Origin of the sequence: Hymenobacter sp. APR13 (assembly GCF_000737515.1) — a bacterium.
In the GTDB taxonomy this organism is placed as follows: Bacteria; Bacteroidota; Bacteroidia; order Cytophagales; family Hymenobacteraceae; genus Hymenobacter.
Map to the genome: position 1 here is coordinate 2,964,274 of NZ_CP006587.1, position 17,182 is coordinate 2,981,455.

A 17,182-nucleotide genomic window follows, 5' to 3' on the forward strand; every position below is an offset into this window, starting at 1 on the left:
GGGCGAAATGCGTACTTTCTGTTTCCGCTAACCCATTTCGCCCATGTCTGATACGCCCGATAAATCCGTGCTGGTAACCGTGGGCCCTGAGGCGCTGCTGGCCGATGTACAGGCCGGCCGCCACACCTACTTCGTGGATGAGCCCGCCGAAGCAGGCGGCCAGGACCGCGGCCCCACGCCCTACGATTTGCTGCTGTCGGCGCTGGGCGCCTGCACGGCCATCACGCTGCGCCTCTACGCCACCCAGAAAAAGTGGCCGCTCGAAGGCATCGAGGTGCGCCTGCGCCACCAGCGCGTGCACGCCGCCGACTGCGAAAAGTGTGAGCAGCCCGGCGAAATGCTGGATCAGGTGGGAAAGGAGCTGCGCCTGCTGGGCCCGCTCTCCGACGAGCAGCGCCAGCGCCTGCACGTCATCTCGCAAAAGTGCCCGGTGCAGAAAACCCTGATGCGCGGCCTGCATATCGTGACGGTGCTGGCCGCGGTTTAAGTAGCAAGACGTAAGTATCGAGAAGGCAACTCAAGCGGCGGAGTCACTGCGTAGCCCCAGCGGGGCGTTATGTCGGTAGAAGTATAGCCGTAAAATTGCCGCAAGCCCCGGCGGGGCGACACCTCGACCGCCCGGTTCAGGTATCGCCCCGCCGGGGTTCTATTCTGTTTATCGACCAAGAGTGCTATCAATATTCTGCCCCTCTGGAGCTACTCAGCAACTTAGGCTACTGCCGCAACGCAGGGCGTTGGTTGCAGTGGCGTTAGGGCAGTAGCGCGAGCTTTGTAGTTCGCCCCCCAGAACGACAATCGCCCGGACGGCGCGGAGACGCGAACTACAAAGCTCGCGCTGCTACCGCTCTATAACAGCAGGTGGGCTAGTTAGCCTGGTGCAGCGCCCCAACCGGCCGCCGACCTTCGGCAATTGCAGCCAGCTGGGTTGGCTCATAGGGCATAGAAAAAACCTGCGGCTCGGTGTGGAAAGCCCGGAATAAAGCAAACACGTAGCGCATCCGCTCTTTAATACGGGTCCAGTCGTGGGCGGTGGTGCTGGCAAATGCAGAACTGCCGGCAGTGGCCGTACCGCTGCCTGTTCGTAGCAGCGCCAGGGCCGCCTGCATGTGGGACGAGGGCGCAACGTCCAGCTCAGTAGGCAGGGGCGGGGCCGGCACATCCCGGGCTACGGCCAGGCGGAGAGTGCCAATGTCGAACTGCAGCAGCCGCGCCGTTACGCAGCGGCGGATGATAAGCGGCATAGCGCCCTGAATGTAGGGCTCAAGCCGTACATGCTCATGCCAGACCGCAAAGCAGTTGCCCAAATAAGCAGCCTGCTGCTTTTCGGCGGCGTTGTTGGTGGTCCGGGCAATGTAATACTGTGAAAAAGCCTGCCGCAGCAGCTCCTGGTTTTGCTGCCCCACGGGGCCAGGGCGGAGGTTGGCCAGGAAGTCGGCAATAGCAGCCGGGTGCGTAGGTGCTGCCTGGGCCAGCCAGCGCAGAAACCGAACGGTTTGCAGGCCAATGTCTTCCAATACGGTCCGGTTGCCCGCCAGAATCAGTCTGGCTGAGTGCCGCCGGCTGTGGCTGATAATCAGCCGCCCCGCCACAATACCGCACCCGGCCCCCAGCAATGCGCCGGCCGGCAGCCAGGCAGGTGCCCAGCCCAGCAGCCACCCACACCCGATACCTACCAAACCGCCCACTATGCCTCCTACAATGGTGCCATCGCGCCGGGCGTCATCTAAATCTTCCTGCCGAATGGTTACTCCAGCCTTGCGCGAGCCCCACACCGCCCAGCTATGAAAGTTGGCCCCGGCACCCGCTCCCAGCGCAACCTGCAGCGCCTCTGACAAAAGATAATGGCAGCGCGTAATCAGCAGGTTGGCCAGTATCGGGTCGGGCTCCCGCAGCGCCGTCTCGATTTCCTGTTGCAGGTAGGCAGCATCCGGAGCGTCGGCAGTAGTCATGGCAGGAAACGGATTAGGGTAAAACCGGGAAGTAAGATAAGGCAAAGCCAGTAGGTGAAGCCCAGTGCGGCTAGGAGCTTCGTTTTGCGGAAAACAACGCGGACACCAACCCTACGCAAAACGGCCCGGACAACGCAGGTTGTCCGGGCCGTTTTCATCTGATCAAGGTTTGATTACCCGATTTTCTCGAAGCCGCAGTAGCTGTGCAGTACTTTGGGCAGCTGGATGCCGTCGGGCGTCTGGTTGTTTTCGAGCAGGGCGGCCACGATGCGGGGCAGCGCCAGCGCCGAGCCGTTGAGCGTGTGCAGCAGCTGCGTTTTGTTGCCCTCGCCGCGGTAGCGCAGCTTGAGGCGGTTGGCCTGGTAGGTTTCGAAGTTCGAAGCCGACGACACTTCCAGCCAACGGCCCTGTGCGGCGCTCCACACCTCCAGGTCGAAAGTGAGGGCCGAGGTGAAGCCCATGTCGCCGCCGCAGAGGCGCAGGATGCGGTAGGGCAGCTCCAGCTTCTGCAGCAGCCCTTCGATGTGGGCCACCATGCCGTCGAGGGCGGCGTAGCTGTTTTCGGGCTGCGTAATCTGCACGATTTCCACCTTGTCGAACTGGTGCAGGCGGTTGAGGCCGCGCACGTCGGCGCCCCAACTGCCGGCTTCGCGGCGGAAGCAGGGCGTGTAGCCGGTGTTGCGGATGGGCAGCTGCTCCACCGGCACAATCTCGTCGCGGTAGAGGTTGGTAATCGGCACCTCCGAGGTCGGAATCAGGTAGAGGTTGTCCTTGGCGTCGTGGTACATCTGGCCCTCCTTGTCGGGGAGCTGACCGGTGCCGTAGCCGCTGGCCTCGTTCACCAGAATCGGGGGCTGCACCTCGTCGTAGCCGGCGTCGCGGGCTTCGTCCAGGAAAAAGTTGATGAGGGCCCGCTGGAGGCGAGCTCCCTGTTTTTTATAGACCGGGAAGCCCGCGCCGGAAATCTTGTTGCCCAGCTCGAAGTCGATGATGTCGTACTTCCTGATAAGGTCCCAGTGGGGGAGGGCGTCGGCGGGCAGCTCGGGCTTCTGGCCGCCTTCGCGCACCACCTCGTTGTCCTGGGCGGCGCGGCCTTCGGGCACGCTGCTGTGGGGCAGGTTGGGCAGCTTGTAGAGCGTCTGCTGGAGGGCGTCTTCCACCTGCGTCAACTCGTCGTCGGCCGCTTTGGTGTGCTGCTTGAGCTCGGCGGTGCGGGCTTTCAGGGTTTCGGCCCCGGCTTTGTCGCCGGCTTTCATCAGCCCCCCGATCTGGCGGGCCAGCTCGTTGGCCTCGGCCTGGGCTGAGTCGCGGGTGGTCTGGAGCTCCTTGCGGCGCTGGTCCAGCGTCAGAATAGCCTGCACGTCGGCCTCAGCCGTTTTGTAGTGCTTTTTAGTTAGCCCGGCCAGTACGGCCTCGGTGTGCTCTCTCAGGACGGAAACTTGTAGCATAAGGGCAGAAAACGCGGAAGAGGATGCTGCAAAAGTAGCCGAATGATTCCGCAGATTCTACGGCCGGCCTATATAAGGCTGGCGCGGGCGGCGGCATCAACCTGAACCTAACCGGGCAAAGTCCCGTTCCAGAGGCAGCGCCATCCCCGCCATTCGTTGAGCTAACCGCGTAGGCTGCAGCCAAAAGCGCTGCCGAAAGCAGCAGCACGCAGGAATCCCGCAAAATGTAGCCGGGGGTTTGGCAGTTCGGCGGGTTTGCGCTAACATTGCGTTAACAAGCCGGCTGCTGATGCCGGGCCCGTCGTTGCTTTTACTGACGTCCGGTCCGTGGATATTTCCAGCGCCACCGCCTACCACCATCCCCCTCTGTTCCTTTTCGAACACCCCCCCCGTGCTGAACGCCGCGCCTGCGGCTCCCGGACATTGCCTGAGTCTGAGGTAATGTTCCGCTGTTGGATGGGCCCCGCCAGAATTTTCTCCCCTCATTGCCTCTATGTATACTATTGAAGAGTTGAAAGACCGTCTTCTTTCCGAGTTGAAGGAAATTGCGGAAGAGCTCAACGTCGGCAACTTTAAAAAGCTCAGCAAACAGGATCTGATTTATAAGATTCTCGATCAGCAGGCCATCCTGCCCGCCGACAAGCTGCCCGTAAAAGTGAAACCAGCCGCCAAATCCCGCGCTACCGCGCCGGAAGCCGCCCCGGCCCCCGCCGCTGTAGCCGAAGCCCCGGCTGACGCGCCGGCCGCGGCCGCCCCCGCTGCCCGGCCAGCCGCCGCACGCAGCCGCGCTGCCAAAGCACCCGCCGCGCCGGCTGCCCGCCCCGTAGCTGCCGCCGTGGCCCCGGAGCCAGCCGCTGCCCCGATTGCGGAAGCTCCCGCGCCGGCCGCCATGCCTGCCGATGAGGTAGCTGCCGCGCCAGTTCCGGAAGTTGGCGCCGAGCGCCCTGTGAAAGTGTACCAGCGGCCTGAGCGCCGCTCCCGCGAGTCTGCCGGCCGCAACGGCCAGGTAGTGGCCGCCGGTCAGTCGGATGTAGCACCGGTAGCCGCAGTGGCGCCGGCCGCCACCGGCGTAGCCTTCAGCGAAGTGGCCGCTGCCCCGGCCGTAGCTGCCGCGCCAGCGGTAGCTGATGTGCCGGCTGCTGTGGCCGAGGGTACCTCAGATGTAGCACCGACCCCGGCGCCGCGCATCTTCCGCCCCGAGCGGGCCGATGGTGTAGCGCGCCCCCTGCGCGACCAGCCCCGCGAGCGGGAGCAGGTGCGCGACGGCCGCGAGTTGCGCAACGGCAGCAGCGACGTAGCCCGCATTGCCGACGCCCCGCGCGAATTCCGCAACGACGTAGCCGGCCGCCCCGACCGCGACCAGCGTGACCCGAACCGTGCCCTGCGCGACTCCAGCCGCGCCGACCGCCTCGACCGTGACGTGCAGCGCTCGGAGCGTGGCGATGCCGCCCGCGCCGACGGCGCCGGCCGCCCCGACCGGGAGCAGCGCCGCGAGGAGCGCTACGCCGCCCGCGAGCTGCAGCGCCAGCAGCGGCAGGAAGGCCGCCAGGAGGGTCGCCAGGACGGTGGCCGCCAGGAAGGCGCGGCCGGCGCCCAGCAGCAGCAGCGCCAGCGCAACGACTTTGACATTGTGGTGCCCGGCGAAGGCACGCTGGAAATGATGCCCGACGGCGGCTATGGCTTCCTGCGCAGCCCGTTCTACAACTATTTGTCGTCGCCCGACGACATTTACGTGGCCCCGCAGCAGGTGAAGCTGTTCAGCCTGAAAGCCGGCGACACGGTGAAATGCACCATCCGGCCGCCGCGCGAAGGCGAGAAGTACTACGCGCTGGTTGGGGTGGATACCATCAACGGCCGGGCCGTGGAAGACGCCCGCGACCGGGTGCCGTTCAGCAGCCTCACGCCGCTGTTTGCCGAGGAGCGCCTCAAGCTCTCCACCAAATCCACGCAGTACAGCACCCGCATTCTGGATCTGTTTGCTCCCATCGGCAAAGGCCAGCGCGGCCTGATTGTGGCCCAGCCCAAAACCGGTAAAACGGTGCTGCTGCAGGAAATTGCCAACGCCATCAGCGAAAACCACCCCGAGGTGTACCTGATGATTCTGCTCATCGACGAGCGCCCGGAAGAAGTGACGGACATGGCCCGCTCGGTAAAAGCCGAGGTGCTTAGCTCCACCTTCGACGAAACGGCCGACCGCCATGTGAAAATCGCCAGCATTGCCCTCGACAAGGCCAAGCGCCTCGTGGAGTGCGGCCACGACGTGGTGATTCTGCTCGACTCGATTACGCGTCTGGCCCGGGCCTACAACACCGTGCAGCCCGCTTCCGGCAAGATTCTGTCGGGTGGTGTGGATGCCAACGCCCTGCACAAGCCCAAGCGCTTCTTCGGCGCGGCCCGCAACGTGGAAAACGGCGGCTCGCTCACCATCATTGCCACGGCCCTTATTGAAACCGGCTCGAAGATGGATGAAGTAATCTTCGAAGAATTCAAAGGTACCGGCAACATGGAATTGCAGCTGGACCGCAAGCTGGCCAACAAGCGCATCTTCCCGGCCATCGACGTGCCGGCTTCCGGCACCCGCCGCGAAGACCTGCTCATGAGCCGCGAGGAGCTGAGCCGCATCTGGGTGCTGCGCAAGTTCATGGCCGACATGACGCCCGCCGAGGCCATGGAATTCCTGAAGGACCGCATGAAAGGCACCAAGGACAACAGCGAATTCCTGCTGGCCATGAACGGCTAGAAGGCGCTTAAAAACGTAGAACGTCATTCCGAGCGGAGCGAAGAACATCGCCAGTGTAGTACTTCTACCACACTGGCGATATTCTTCGCTCCGCTCGGAATGACGTTCTGGTTTTACGTGTTTCCAACTCTCTTTACCCTAATCAATTCATCCGCATGCCCCCCATCCAACCAACCCCCGACCTTCCCGAGTTGCTCTACCTTTTCGACCCGCTGTGCGGCTGGTGCTACGGCATGAGCCCTGTGATTCAGCGGGTGCGGGAGGAGTTTGCGGGCCGCGTGGAGGTGTCGGTGCTGTGCGGCGGCATGGTGACGGGCGAGCAGGTGGGCCCTATTCGCGACGATTGGGACTACATCAGCGGGGCGCTGGCGCAGGTGGAGCGCGTGACGGGCGTGCAGTTTGGGGAGGCCTTTCGGGCCGTGGGCGCCGAGGGCAGCCGCGTACAGGACTCGGCGCCGCCGAGCTGGGCCATCAGCGCCTTCCGCCACTTCAATCAGCCCGACACCGCCCGCTTCGCCCACGACGTGCAGGTGGCCTACTTCCGCGACGGCGCCGACCTCAACGAGCCTAAAACCTACCTACCCCTGGCCACCGCCTACGGCCTCGATGGGGCAGAGTTCCTGCGTCGGCTGGCCCTGCCCGAAACGGCGCAGGCCACCCAACAGGAGTTTGCGGCCGTGGCCAAAATCGGAGTGCAGGGCTTCCCAACCACCATTCTGCGGGTCGGTAGCCAAGGCTACGTACTGGCGCGCGGCTACCAGCCCTACGAGACGTTTGCCGACGGCCTCACGCAGGCGCTGGAGCAGGCCGGGTAGTCATTCTTGTAAGCTATAAACAAGCAGTAGCGCGAACTTTGTAGTTCGCGTCCCCGCACCGTTCGGAATTGTTGAAACGGCGCGGGGACGCGAACTGCAAAGTTCGCGCTACTGCGTTGATGGCAATCGGAATGGCAGGTTAGCTGCCGAGGCCGGGCAGTTGCACTACCTGCTTGGCGCCGGGCGCATAGGCAATACGGCGGCGGTCTTCCTTGCCCACCAGATACACGAAGCCCACGGCATCGGGGCGCTTCTGCAGCTCGGTCCAGGTGGGGCGGTCGGCGCCGCCTTCCTGGTAGGCGTCTTTGGCGGTGAGGGCCGGCTGGCGGAAGTTTTTGTCGGCGAAAAACTCGTCCATGCGGCGGCGGATGTAGGCTTCGCGCTCGGCGGGCGTGGCGGTGGGCGTCTTCATCTCATACACCATGCTGGCTTCCAGGTCGGCGGGCGTGAGCATTTCGCGGAAGATAACCTGGCCGCTGGCGTCGGTGATGGTGAACGTAATCTGGCCGGTGAGTACGTCCTGGCCGCGTAGCGTCAGCTTGAACTCGTCGGGGGAGGCTGGGGCGGAGAAGACGTGGCGGCGGCGCACCGTTTTGAGCGTGTCTGCCTGTGGAGTGGCGGTGCTGGCCCGGGCCGTATCCATGGGTTCGAGGCGGGCAGAAGAGTCTGCCGCGGGAGAAGTGGTTGCGGACGACTGGCTGGCGTCGGGTGTGGAGCAGGCGGCCAGCAAACCAATAGCGGGCAAAAACAGCGCAATTCGCATAGCAGAAAGTCTGAGGTGAATCAGGGCTGCATACGCGGTTAGGGAGTGCTCCGTTCAGAAAACCGCTACCAGAGCAGCATCAGAATAAACGCCGCACTCATGCACAGCGACGACACCTGGTTCATGCGCATGGTGTGCTCGAAGTCGGCGGCGGCGGGGTTGCGCCACACGGCCCGGGCCCAGTTGCCAAACAGCAGCACCACCGGGCCGGTGGCCGCCAGGAACACCAGCAGATGGCGCGTTTCCTGGCGCACCCAGAGGGCATAGGCCAGCACGGCCGCCCCAGCCAGCAGCCCGCCGGCCGCAAACACAAACGTACCCCGGATGCCCAGCCGCAAGCTGAGCGTCCGGTCGCCGCGGCGGGCGTCTTCCTGGTGCTGGTACACCTGCGTGAGCGGGTAGGAGCCGCACAGAAACAGGCTGCTCACCAGCGCCAGCAGCAGGTTGGTAGGCTCGGTGAGCTGCGCATAGCCAGCACCGGCGCCCACCTGCGTCATCAGAAAAGTATAGGCGCCTTGGAACACCACCACCACCGCCGTGCTCAGCAGCGGGTACTTTTTCAGCCGGATGCCTTCGTAGCTGTAGGCCTTCGAAACCAGCAGATACACCACCACCAGCACTCCAAACCACACATTCAGCAGCAGGCCGCCCAGCACCGCCAGCGCATCGAAGGCATACACCAGATGTAGCAGCTCTTCCGATACTTTGGGCGGGCTTTTCAGGCCGCCGATGCTGCCTTCGTCCCGGTCGTAGTAGGAGTTGTAGCCGTTGGAGGCGGGGTAGGCCAGCAGGTGCAGCACCACAAACACGCCCGCCGCCCGCCACGCGCTGAACGGCTCCCGCAACGCGCTCAGCCCAAACCAGAACACCGGCATCAGGTACACCGAAAACGGAATCCGAAGCAGCGGCAGCGCCTTTTTGTAATTAGTAATCAGCAATTAGTAATGAGGAATTGGGGGATGAAGCCCGGTTCAGGGACAAAGCAGGCCAAGCAACCGGTTGGAATTTGCTAACGCCCTGCCTCGCGCCAAAGAAGCGCCAATTACTCATTACTAATTATCAATTACTAATTGTCAGCCGGTACGCCAATAAGATACGTGACCTGCGGGCCCCACCAGTGGCGCACTTTGCCGGCCTGCCACCGGAACCTGCCCTGCGGATCGGCGCGGTGGGCCAGGGCCAGCAGCTGCGCGGGCGGGTACATGCGCAGGATGCTCACGGTGCCGTCCCAGAGGGTGAACAGCGGAATGAGCGGCACGACGTAGGTGAGCAGCAGCCGGCTCAGCCGGAACGGCCGGATGAAGGGCGTAACGAGTAGCTGCGCCACGGGCAGCACCGTCCAGGCCAGTAGAATTTCCAGCCAGTGCTTGCCGGCGCCTTCGAAGACGCCAATGCCGGCGCCCTGCCGAACGGCATCGGCCAGCAGCGCCTCGGCCAGCGGCGGCGGGAAGTGGTGGAAGGCCGAAAATACGGTGCGGAACCCCGGCAGCCCGGGCGGCACGGCGGTGGCATCAACGGCGGCGGGGGCGTAGCTCAAGCCCGGGGTGCGGGCCGCCAGCAGCTGCCAGGCCGCCGGCTGTGGGTATAGGTCGGTGAGGGTGACCTGGGCAGCGGGCAGGCCGGTGGCCTGCAGGGTGCGCAGCACGCCTTCGGTGCCGCCGCCGGCCCCGGCGCACAGCTCCAGCAGCTGGGTCTGGTGAGTGGCGTGCAGGGCGTCGCGCAGCAGCGGCACGATGGGCTGGTAGGTGCCCAGCGTGGAAATCATGAAGCGCAGGTAGTCCATCATGCCGGCCCGCACTACCCGCGGAAACCAGGGCAGGTCTTCGAACTCAAATAACTGAAGGCGTAATTTCACGCCGGAACATACGCAGAACCGCGTTAGCCTGGGCCCGCGCCCAGCGCACCCACAGCTGGCGGCTGGTGCGCTGCTGGCCTTCGGGGCTGTAGAGCCAGAAAACGGTAGCCCAGGCGGCCACCAGATACGGGGCCGTCATTTCCAGCAAGCTCACCGACGACAGGAACGGCAGCAGCAGCACCAGCAGCTGGTGGGCCAGTACAAAGAACAGCGTCACGCCCAGCGCGGCCATCGAGCGGCGCGACCAGTTGGGCTGCAGCCGGCTCAATAAAGCCAGAAACGGCACCGCAAGGGGAACCAGCGGTGCCGTAACAATGAGGGCCAGCATTCCTGTGATTAGGGCAATGGAAGCATCTTCGAACCGGCCGGAAGCCAGAATAGCACCCAGCAGCAGGGTGCCGCCCAGGTTGCTCATAATCCACAAAATCAGTGCGCGTAAAACCGTAGAGGAAATCAGGGAAGTAAAAGAACGCATAACAGAAAGGGTAAGAAGGTAGGCAATAGCTAGAATCCCGTTGTCCTGGTTGCTGCATACCTACGCACCGAAAAACATGCCCAGATTCCCTGAAAATGGACTTGTTTGGGAATCTGCAAACCCAATTTGAGCTATGCCTTACGGCTTATTCTCTATTTGGGCCGGCTGGCTGCTGCCGGCCGCGTCACCCACCAAGCCGTTGCCCCCGACGACAGCAGCCACGGCAGACTCAGGCCAAAAAATGCCGGGACAGTGCTTTGCAGATGCTGAGGTGGCAGGATTTTAAAGGCAAGTGGCTCGGTGCAGAAGATGAGCAGCTCCCATAGCACCCAGCATAACAGCGCGAATCCTTCAAATACCAGCGCGGTGCGTAGTAACAAGCGTGCTGGTGAAGTAGTGCTGCTGAATACACGCCGCATAAACGGCCGCCGTACCAGCGCCCCCAGCAACGCTGGAACTCCCAGAAACAACATGGTGCCCAATACGCCTAAGGCCAGATTCCCGCTAACGTAACGCAAAATGGAAATCAGGCCCTCAGAAGCGGATATCTTTTTTTCGACCCAAAATAGTAGCCACCCCACCACCGCAATCCACACCAGTCCCACACCCCACCACCAGGAAAGCCACATATGGCGGTGCGCCAGCGCGCGAGAATCTGTCTGCATAAAAAATAAGTTAGGGTTGTTGCTTGCAAAGAAGCAATGCTTTGCTGTGCTTTGCAATACAAAGTGCTTTTAGCTATGATGAAGCCTGCCGTAGATCCGTTAGCCCAACTCACCGAGATTCGCGCCATCATGGAGCGCTCGTCGCGCTTTATCTCGCTTAGCGGCCTGAGTGGGGTGGGGGCCGGCGTGGTAGCGCTGGCCGGCGCCGGCGCCGGGCATTGGTTTCTGCGCCGCGAGTACGGCGCCACCGGCTACCTGCGCCTGTTGGAAAGCACCACGGCCGAGCGGCTGCTGGTGCTGCCCTACCTGGTAGGCCTGGCCGCCGCCATGATTGGGGCGGCGCTGCTGGTGGCCACGTTCTTTACCTTGCGCCGCGCCCGGCAGGCAGGATTGCCGCTGTGGAACTCGCTGGGGCGGCGGCTGGCCCTCAGCCTGGCTATTCCGCTGGTGGCGGGCGGGCTGTTTTGCCTGGCGCTGTTTGTGCGCGGCGCCGTGAGTTTGGTGGTGCCGGGGTTGCTGCTGTTCTACGGGCTGGCTTTGCTGAACGCCAGCAAGTACACGCTGGAAGAAATTCGGTGGCTGGGCCTCACGCAGATAGCGCTGGGGCTGCTGGCCGTGTTGCTGCCCGGGGCCGGATTGCTGTTCTTTGCGCTGGGTTTCGGCCTGGGCCACATCGGCTACGGCCTGCTCATGTACAACCGCTACGAACGGTGAGTAATAGTGCGTAGTGCTTGGTGCATAGTGCTTAGGCCGTTCGAAATTCATGATCTATCAGTCTCAAAATATATACACAGCAACTAAGCACCAGTCATTACGCTCTAAAATCGAAGCACGAAGCACTAACAACGAAGCACAAACTTGAAACACGTCATCCACACGCTCAATAAAGCCTTTGACCACCGTGTGCGGCTGGGCGTGATGGCCGTGCTGATGGCCAACGACGCGGTGAGCTTCAACGACCTCAAGGAAACCCTGGAGCTGACCGATGGCAACCTGGCCAGCCATGTGGCGGCGCTGGAGAAGGCGGGCTACGTGCAGGTCAGCAAGCAGTTTGTGGGCAAGAAGCCCAACACCACCTACACCGCCTCCGCCGACGGCAAAACGGCCTTTCAGGAGCATCTGGCGGCGCTGGAAAAACTGTTGCGGGGGTAACGGCTCTTTTTTTTGCCTCTAAACTTTGAAATACAAAGTTCTTTTAAAAAGCCGAAGCGCGGCAGTAGCGGACCTGCAACTCAGGCGCTGCTGCACCATTCGGCCTGCTTTTTCACTTCATCCTCTTTTCCTATGAACCATTCGCTGTCTGTTTCTGCTGCCGATTTTTCCGGCCCCGCGCCGGCGCCGCGCCTCACGCTTAGCACCCTGCAAAAAGTGGCGCTGCCGGTGGGCGCCATCGTCTTCGATCTGCTGTTCTGGCACGAGCGGGCCGGCCTGAATATGCTGCTCTACACGCTGCTGGTGGTGGGCGCGACGGTGGCCGGGCTGCCGCGGCACGCGCCACAGTGGCGTTCCGGCGGGTTTCGGCTGGCGCTGGCGGGCACGCTGCTGAGTGCGGCCATGGTGGCCTGGTACGGCTCGGGGGCGGCGCTGCTGGCCTGCGTGGCGTCGTTGGCGGTGTGGCTGGGCTTCGTGAACCAGCCCCACCTGCGTCTGGTGGCGTATGCGCTGGCGACGGCGCTGGCCAGCGCCTGGCAGGTGGTGCCGCGCCTGCTGACGCTGCTGCGCCTGCCCGGCGACCTGGGCAGCCGCTTCGGCCGCAGCTGGTACTATGGGCGGCTGCTGGGCGTGCCGCTGCTGGCGCTGGGCGTGTTTCACGTGTTATTTCTGATTGCCAATCCGCGCTACGAGGCCGCGGCCAGCCAGGTGCTCGACTGGGCAGGGGAGTGGCTGGCGGCGCTTTTTGCTAACTTCTCGGTGCCGCACCTGCTGTTTTTCGGGCTGGGCTGGCTGCTGACCGGGGCCGCGCTGGTGCTGGTGCCGGTGCACTACTTCGCCGATACTGAGTCGCGCTTCGGCGAGTTCATCCGGCGGCAGCGCAACCGGGTGGCCTCGTTCGGCGTGCGCCAGCCCGATTTCCGGGAGAAGCGCTTCCGGGCCCTCGACCTGCGCAAGGAATACTTAGTGGCGCTCAGTTTGCTGGTGCTCGTAAATGTGCTGCTGCTGGTCGTCAACGCCATTGACATCAACTGGCTGTGGTTTGGCTTCGAGCCGGCTCCCGGCTTCGACCTCACGCAGTTTGTGCACGAAGGCACCTATGTGCTGATCCTGAGCATTCTGGTGGCCATGGGTATCGTGCTGTGGTTTTTCCGCCGCAACCTGAACTTCTATAAGCCCGGCCTGCCGGTGCTGCGCAGTTTGGCCACGGTGTGGGTGCTGCAGAACGCGGTGCTGGCCGTGTCGGTGGGCTTGCGCAACTACTACTACATCCTGCACACGGGCCTGGCCTACAAGCGCATTGGGGTGTACGGGTTTCTGCTGCTGACCTTTTTCGGGCTGGTTACGGTGCTGCTCAAGATCTGGCAGCGCCGCTCGGCCTACTCGCTGGTGCGCCTCAATGCGCTGGCCGCCTATCTGCTGCTGCTGGGCTTTGCGGTCGGCAACTGGGAAATCTGGATTGCGCGCTACAACCTGCGCCCCCAACTCCACACCCTCGACTACGGCTTCCTGCTGGAGATGCCCGACCGGGTGCTGCCCGAACTGGCCGCCCATGCAGACGTGCTCACCCGCCGCCACCTCGTGCACGAAGCCTACAACGGCACCTGGACCAGCCTTAGCCCTGAAGAAGCCCAGCGCCGCCTACGCCAGCGGCTGCAGGAATTCCGCGCCCTGCAGGAGGCCCGTCACTGGCCCAGCTATACCGCCGCCGACTGGCAGGCCTACCAGACCATCAGCCAGTAAAACCCACCAATCCACCACCCCACAAACCCACCACGTCATGCTGCTGCAATTCTCCCTTACCGTCGTCGCGCTGCTGATTTGTGCCGGCGCCGTAGCGGCGCTGGCCGGCCTGCTGGCCTGGCAGGAGCGCGCCGCCGACCCCGATTCGCGCCGCCTGCGCCTGGTGCGGGCCGTGCTGCCCGTCACTAGCGTGCTGCTCCTGCTGCTGCTGGGCGCGGTGTTTTCGCTGATGATGCTTTGGTCGCCGCAGGGGGCGGCGGCGCTGGCCAGCCTCTAACGCCATGACGACCATGCGCATCCTGCCCGACGACCTCCCAAAATCCGGCTACCAACCCCAGCTGGCAACTCCACCTTCCGCCGGCCGAGCCCTGAGCGTGCTGATTGCCGTGTGTGCCGTGCTGTGGATATGGCTGATGCTGCCTCAATGGTGGCTGGCTAATGGTGTAGCGCGGCAGAACCAGGTGAGCCACATCGTATTTCATGAAATTGTGGTTTGGCTTATAATCAGCAGCGTCAACATCATTCTTCTTCAGTATGCTACCCGACCGATGTGGCTTGGTGAAAGAGCTAGCCTGCTGGAAGAAGCAAAAAGAGGTTTTGTGCTACTGCTATGCCTGATGTTTCACCTAATCACGCCTGCGTTTGCTCTCTTTCTGTTGATGGCTCTTGCAATGGATTGAAGTAAGGTTTCAACATGACTAATCTCCAACTCTTCGCCGCCCGCGCCCTGTGGCAGCTGCCCACCGCCCTGTGGTGGGTGCTGGGCCTGTTCGCAGGGGCCATCTTCAGCATCCAGCTGGAAAAAGAGCTTTTCCCGAATACACCGGCCGCAGTGCGAGTGGCGCATGTAGTCTGGAAGCTATGCGCGTTGCTGGTTCCCTTCCTGACGATGCTGTGGCTGTGGCGCATCACCCTGCTGATAGAGCACCCTGGCTGGCGGCTGGTGTGGTGTATTGGGTCCGGCGTAGCCACAGTAGCCATGGCAGGGCTGGCCTTGATGTTGGTGGTGATACTGCTGCTGGCCTGAGCGGAAGCAGATTGGCCGCCGGCCGCGCAGCCCGCCAAGCGCAGGGCGGCCACGATGTTTGGTGCTTTTCGCACGGCCGGGGCCGTACCTATCTGGTATATTTGTGGTTCCTTTGGCGGCTGCTCCGCCAGCCTGCCGCCCTAACTGCCCCGCATGTCCGCTCCGCAAGCTCCGAAGACAAACCCCGCTCCCCGGCCGCGCCGGCCCTGGTCGAACCGCCTGTCACGGGCTGCCTGGGCCGTGTTTGTGGTGGGCGTGGGCTTTTTTCTGCTCTATCCCATCCTGGTCAGCATGAACTTCCTGTTCCTGTTCGGCAAGTCGCCGAGCCTGGAAGAGCTGGAAGACCCCAAGGTGGAGCAGCCGTCCGAAATCTACACCGCCGACGGCGTGCTCATCGGCAAATACTTCCGCGAAAACCGCGTGCCGGTGCCGCTGAGCAAGATGTCGCCGCTGCTGATAAAGGCCCTGGTAGCCACCGAAGACGTGCGCTACTACGAGCATTCCGGCATCGACCTGACGGCGCTGGCCCGCGCCGCGTCGGGCGTCGTGACGGGCAACCGCAGCGGCGGCGGCTCCACCATCACCCAGCAGCTGGCCAAAAACCTCTACAACACCCGCCGCGGCGAAACCCGGGGCGGCCTGGGCTACATTCCGGTGGTAAGCACGCTGGTCAGCAAAACCAAGGAGTGGCTGACGGCCGTGGAGCTGGAGCGGCGCTACACCAAGGAGGAAATCCTGCGGATGTATTTCAACACCGTGGAATACGGCTCCAAGGCTTACGGCATCAAGGTGGCCGCCAAAACCTTCTACAGCACCTCGCCCGACAGCCTCACCGCCGACCAGGCCGCTATGCTGGTGGGCATGCTCAACAACCCCACCGCCTACAACCCGCGCTTCCACCCCGAGGCCGCCCGCAAGCGCCGCAACCTGGTGCTCACGCGCATGGGCCAGGCCGGCATGCTGCCCGCCGCCGAGGTGGCCGCGCTGCAACAGCAGCCCATTGCCCTGAAATACCAGGTGGAAAAGCACATCGACGGCCCGCCCACCTACTTCCGCGGCGCCGTGAGCCAGTTCGTGAATGAGTGGTGCGAGAATAACGGCTACGATATGTACCGCGACGGCCTCAAAATCTACACCACCATCGACTCGCGGATGCAGCAGTACGCCGAGGAATCGGTGCAGGAGCGCATGAAGCGGCTGCAGCAGCAGTTCGACCGGTTCTGGAAAAACCGTGACTCCAATCCCTGGGTGGATGAGGAAGGCAATGAGATTCCCGGCTTCATTGAAACCCAGATGAAGCGCACCGAGCAGTACAAGGAGCTGGCCGCCCGCTACAAAGGCCGCCCCGACCTGCTGGAGCAGGCTCTCAACACCAAGCGCCCCACTAAAGTCTTTACTTGGAAAGGCGACGGCGACACCACGCTGCTGCTCTCGCCCCTCGACTCGCTGGCCTACTACAAGCACTTTCTGCACGCTGGCATGATGAGTATGGACCCCTTCACGGGCCAGATCAAGGCCTGGGTGGGCGGCCTCGACTACCAGTTTTTCCAGTACGACCACGTGAAGCAGGGCAAGCGCCAGGCCGGATCCACCTTCAAGCCCTTCGTCTACCTCACGGCCCTCGACAACGGCTACGCGCCCTGCGACCGAATCCGGGATGAGCGGGTGACCATCAACTACGTGGAAAACGGTGAGCCCATGGAGTGGAAGCCCGACAACGTGACCCGCGAGTACACCGGCATCAACATGACGCTGCGCCACGCCATGGCCCGCTCCGTAAACTCCGTAACGGCCCAGCTCACGGAGCGCGTAGGCTGGGAAAACGTAGCCAAATACGCGCACAAAGTGGGCATCAAGAGCCCGCTGCTGTCGGTACCCAGTATCGGCCTGGGCTCGGGTGGCGACGTGAGCGTGTACGAGATGGTGAATGCCTACAGCACCTTCGTCAACCAGGGCTTCCAGAGTGAGCCGATGATTGTGACCCGCATCGAGGACCGCAACGGCAACGTGATAAAGCAGTTTGACCCCAAGCAGCGGCGCGCCATTCCGTCGGAAACGGCGTGGCTGATGCTTTACATGCTGCGCGGCGGCATGGACGAGCCCGGCGGCACCTCGCAGGCGCTGTGGGAGTACGAGCTGTGGAAGAAAGACAACCAGATCGGGGGCAAAACCGGCACCACCTCCAACTACTCCGACGGCTGGTACATGGGCGTCAGCAAAGACCTCGTGACCGGCGTGTGGGTGGGCGGCGAAGACCGCAGCATCCACTTCCAGAACTCGCAGCAGGGCGAAGGCGGCCGCACGGCGCTGCCCATCTTCGGCAAGTACATGGAGAAGGTCTACGAAGACGAGGACCTGGGTATCACCATGGGTCCGTTCCCGAAATACCAGGGCAAAATCTCCCGCAAGTACATCTGCGTGAGCGAGTCGGAGCCGCGCCGCCGCCGTGCAGAACCCGTGGACACCATCGTGGCCGACAACCTGCTGGAGCAGCTCAACAACGCCGAAACCCCGCTGGCCGTGCCGGACAGCCTGTAAGCTTGCATCCCG

At 63.1% G+C, this 17,182-nt stretch carries 17 protein-coding genes; 10 read left to right on the forward strand and 7 right to left on the reverse strand.

Features of this window, described 5'->3' with window-relative positions; all coding sequences use genetic code 11:
* Positions 1-43 precede the first annotated feature (43 nt).
* A complete protein-coding gene (locus N008_RS12470; RefSeq protein ID WP_044016421.1) occupies positions 44-487 on the forward strand; it encodes an OsmC family protein in 444 nt (147 codons plus the stop codon).
* Positions 488-863: 376 nt separating this feature from the next.
* Here the strand turns inward: N008_RS12470 and N008_RS12475 are convergent, their stop codons facing one another.
* A complete protein-coding gene (locus tag N008_RS12475; RefSeq protein ID WP_044016423.1) occupies positions 864-1,949 on the reverse strand; it encodes a hypothetical protein in 1,086 nt (361 codons plus the stop codon).
* Between the two features lie 173 nt (positions 1,950-2,122).
* Positions 2,123-3,397 (reverse strand): serine--tRNA ligase, encoded by a 1,275-nt coding sequence (gene serS / locus N008_RS12480; protein WP_044016425.1) that lies wholly within the window; start codon positions 3,395-3,397, stop codon positions 2,123-2,125.
* A gap of 493 nt (positions 3,398-3,890) precedes the next feature.
* On the opposite strand from serS, the gene rho reads away from it, so the two are divergent.
* Together rho and N008_RS12490 are read left to right on the forward strand one after the other, a co-directional pair.
* Complete coding sequence (gene rho, locus N008_RS22380) at positions 3,891-6,137, forward strand: transcription termination factor Rho (RefSeq protein ID WP_044016427.1); 2,247 nt, start codon at positions 3,891-3,893, stop codon at positions 6,135-6,137.
* A 155-nt stretch (positions 6,138-6,292) separates the two neighbouring features.
* Positions 6,293-6,952, forward strand: coding sequence for a DsbA family protein (locus tag N008_RS12490; protein ID WP_052381493.1), 660 nt, complete (start codon positions 6,293-6,295; stop codon positions 6,950-6,952).
* A 139-nt stretch (positions 6,953-7,091) separates the two neighbouring features.
* On the opposite strand, the gene N008_RS12495 is transcribed toward N008_RS12490, so the two are convergent.
* From N008_RS12495 to N008_RS12515, 5 genes are all read right to left on the reverse strand, one after another.
* Complete coding sequence (locus N008_RS12495) at positions 7,092-7,715, reverse strand: hypothetical protein (protein WP_156109288.1); 624 nt, start codon at positions 7,713-7,715, stop codon at positions 7,092-7,094.
* 65 nt (positions 7,716-7,780) lie between these two features.
* On the reverse strand, positions 7,781-8,653 hold the full coding sequence (locus N008_RS12500; protein WP_052381494.1) for a UbiA family prenyltransferase: 873 nt from the start codon (positions 8,651-8,653) through the stop codon (positions 7,781-7,783).
* A 128-nt stretch (positions 8,654-8,781) separates the two neighbouring features.
* Entirely contained in the window at positions 8,782-9,570 is a 789-nt protein-coding gene (locus N008_RS12505) for a hypothetical protein (protein WP_044016430.1), read from the reverse strand.
* On the reverse strand, positions 9,545-10,045 hold the full coding sequence (locus N008_RS12510) for a hypothetical protein (RefSeq protein ID WP_156109290.1): 501 nt from the start codon (positions 10,043-10,045) through the stop codon (positions 9,545-9,547). Before N008_RS12510 ends, N008_RS12505 begins: the two co-directional genes overlap by 26 nt.
* Positions 10,046-10,197: 152 nt before the next feature.
* Positions 10,198-10,710 (reverse strand): hypothetical protein, encoded by a 513-nt coding sequence (locus N008_RS12515; protein ID WP_044016435.1) that lies wholly within the window; start codon positions 10,708-10,710, stop codon positions 10,198-10,200.
* A gap of 75 nt (positions 10,711-10,785) precedes the next feature.
* On the opposite strand from N008_RS12515, the gene N008_RS12520 reads away from it, so the two are divergent.
* The 7 genes from N008_RS12520 to N008_RS12550 all read left to right on the forward strand — a co-directional run bounded on the left by N008_RS12520 (position 10,786) and on the right by N008_RS12550 (position 17,170).
* The gene (locus N008_RS12520) at positions 10,786-11,424 is read left to right on the forward strand and encodes a hypothetical protein (protein ID WP_231569703.1); all 639 of its coding nucleotides are present in this window, start codon (positions 10,786-10,788) and stop codon (positions 11,422-11,424) included.
* Positions 11,425-11,568: 144 nt separating this feature from the next.
* Entirely contained in the window at positions 11,569-11,862 is a 294-nt protein-coding gene (locus N008_RS12525) for a winged helix-turn-helix domain-containing protein (RefSeq protein ID WP_044016437.1), read from the forward strand.
* Between the two features lie 132 nt (positions 11,863-11,994).
* Entirely contained in the window at positions 11,995-13,605 is a 1,611-nt protein-coding gene (locus tag N008_RS12530) for a DUF4173 domain-containing protein (RefSeq protein ID WP_044016438.1), read from the forward strand.
* A 37-nt stretch (positions 13,606-13,642) separates the two neighbouring features.
* Positions 13,643-13,882, forward strand: coding sequence for a hypothetical protein (locus tag N008_RS12535; protein ID WP_044016440.1), 240 nt, complete (start codon positions 13,643-13,645; stop codon positions 13,880-13,882).
* Between the two features lie 4 nt (positions 13,883-13,886).
* Entirely contained in the window at positions 13,887-14,285 is a 399-nt protein-coding gene (locus N008_RS12540; protein ID WP_044016443.1) for a hypothetical protein, read from the forward strand.
* Between the two features lie 14 nt (positions 14,286-14,299).
* Positions 14,300-14,632 carry a hypothetical protein gene (locus N008_RS12545; RefSeq protein WP_044016445.1) on the forward strand — a complete coding sequence of 111 codons (333 nt, stop codon included), beginning with the start codon at positions 14,300-14,302 and terminating at the stop codon, positions 14,630-14,632.
* Positions 14,633-14,785: 153 nt separating this feature from the next.
* Complete coding sequence (locus tag N008_RS12550) at positions 14,786-17,170, forward strand: transglycosylase domain-containing protein (protein ID WP_231569704.1); 2,385 nt, start codon at positions 14,786-14,788, stop codon at positions 17,168-17,170.
* Positions 17,171-17,182 lie beyond the last annotated feature (12 nt).

Excerpts from the sequence above, each read along its gene's own strand:
- N008_RS12490 (WP_052381493.1), top strand. The coding sequence starts at position 6,293 with ATGCCCCCCATCCAACCAACCCCCGACCTTCCCGAGTTGCTCTACCTT.
- serS (WP_044016425.1), bottom strand. The coding sequence starts at position 3,397 with ATGCTACAAGTTTCCGTCCTGAGAGAGCACACCGAGGCCGTACTGGCC.
- N008_RS12530 (WP_044016438.1), top strand. The coding sequence starts at position 11,995 with ATGAACCATTCGCTGTCTGTTTCTGCTGCCGATTTTTCCGGCCCCGCG.
- N008_RS12470 (WP_044016421.1), top strand. The coding sequence starts at position 44 with ATGTCTGATACGCCCGATAAATCCGTGCTGGTAACCGTGGGCCCTGAG.
- N008_RS12520 (WP_231569703.1), top strand. The coding sequence starts at position 10,786 with ATGATGAAGCCTGCCGTAGATCCGTTAGCCCAACTCACCGAGATTCGC.
- N008_RS12495 (WP_156109288.1), bottom strand. The coding sequence starts at position 7,715 with ATGCGAATTGCGCTGTTTTTGCCCGCTATTGGTTTGCTGGCCGCCTGC.
- N008_RS12540 (WP_044016443.1), top strand. The coding sequence starts at position 13,887 with ATGACGACCATGCGCATCCTGCCCGACGACCTCCCAAAATCCGGCTAC.
- N008_RS12550 (WP_231569704.1), top strand. The coding sequence starts at position 14,786 with ATGTCCGCTCCGCAAGCTCCGAAGACAAACCCCGCTCCCCGGCCGCGC.
- N008_RS12510 (WP_156109290.1), bottom strand. The coding sequence starts at position 10,045 with ATGCGTTCTTTTACTTCCCTGATTTCCTCTACGGTTTTACGCGCACTG.
- N008_RS12475 (WP_044016423.1), bottom strand. The coding sequence starts at position 1,949 with ATGACTACTGCCGACGCTCCGGATGCTGCCTACCTGCAACAGGAAATC.
- rho (WP_044016427.1), top strand. The coding sequence starts at position 3,891 with ATGTATACTATTGAAGAGTTGAAAGACCGTCTTCTTTCCGAGTTGAAG.
- N008_RS12545 (WP_044016445.1), top strand. The coding sequence starts at position 14,300 with ATGACTAATCTCCAACTCTTCGCCGCCCGCGCCCTGTGGCAGCTGCCC.
- N008_RS12535 (WP_044016440.1), top strand. The coding sequence starts at position 13,643 with ATGCTGCTGCAATTCTCCCTTACCGTCGTCGCGCTGCTGATTTGTGCC.
- N008_RS12515 (WP_044016435.1), bottom strand. The coding sequence starts at position 10,710 with ATGCAGACAGATTCTCGCGCGCTGGCGCACCGCCATATGTGGCTTTCC.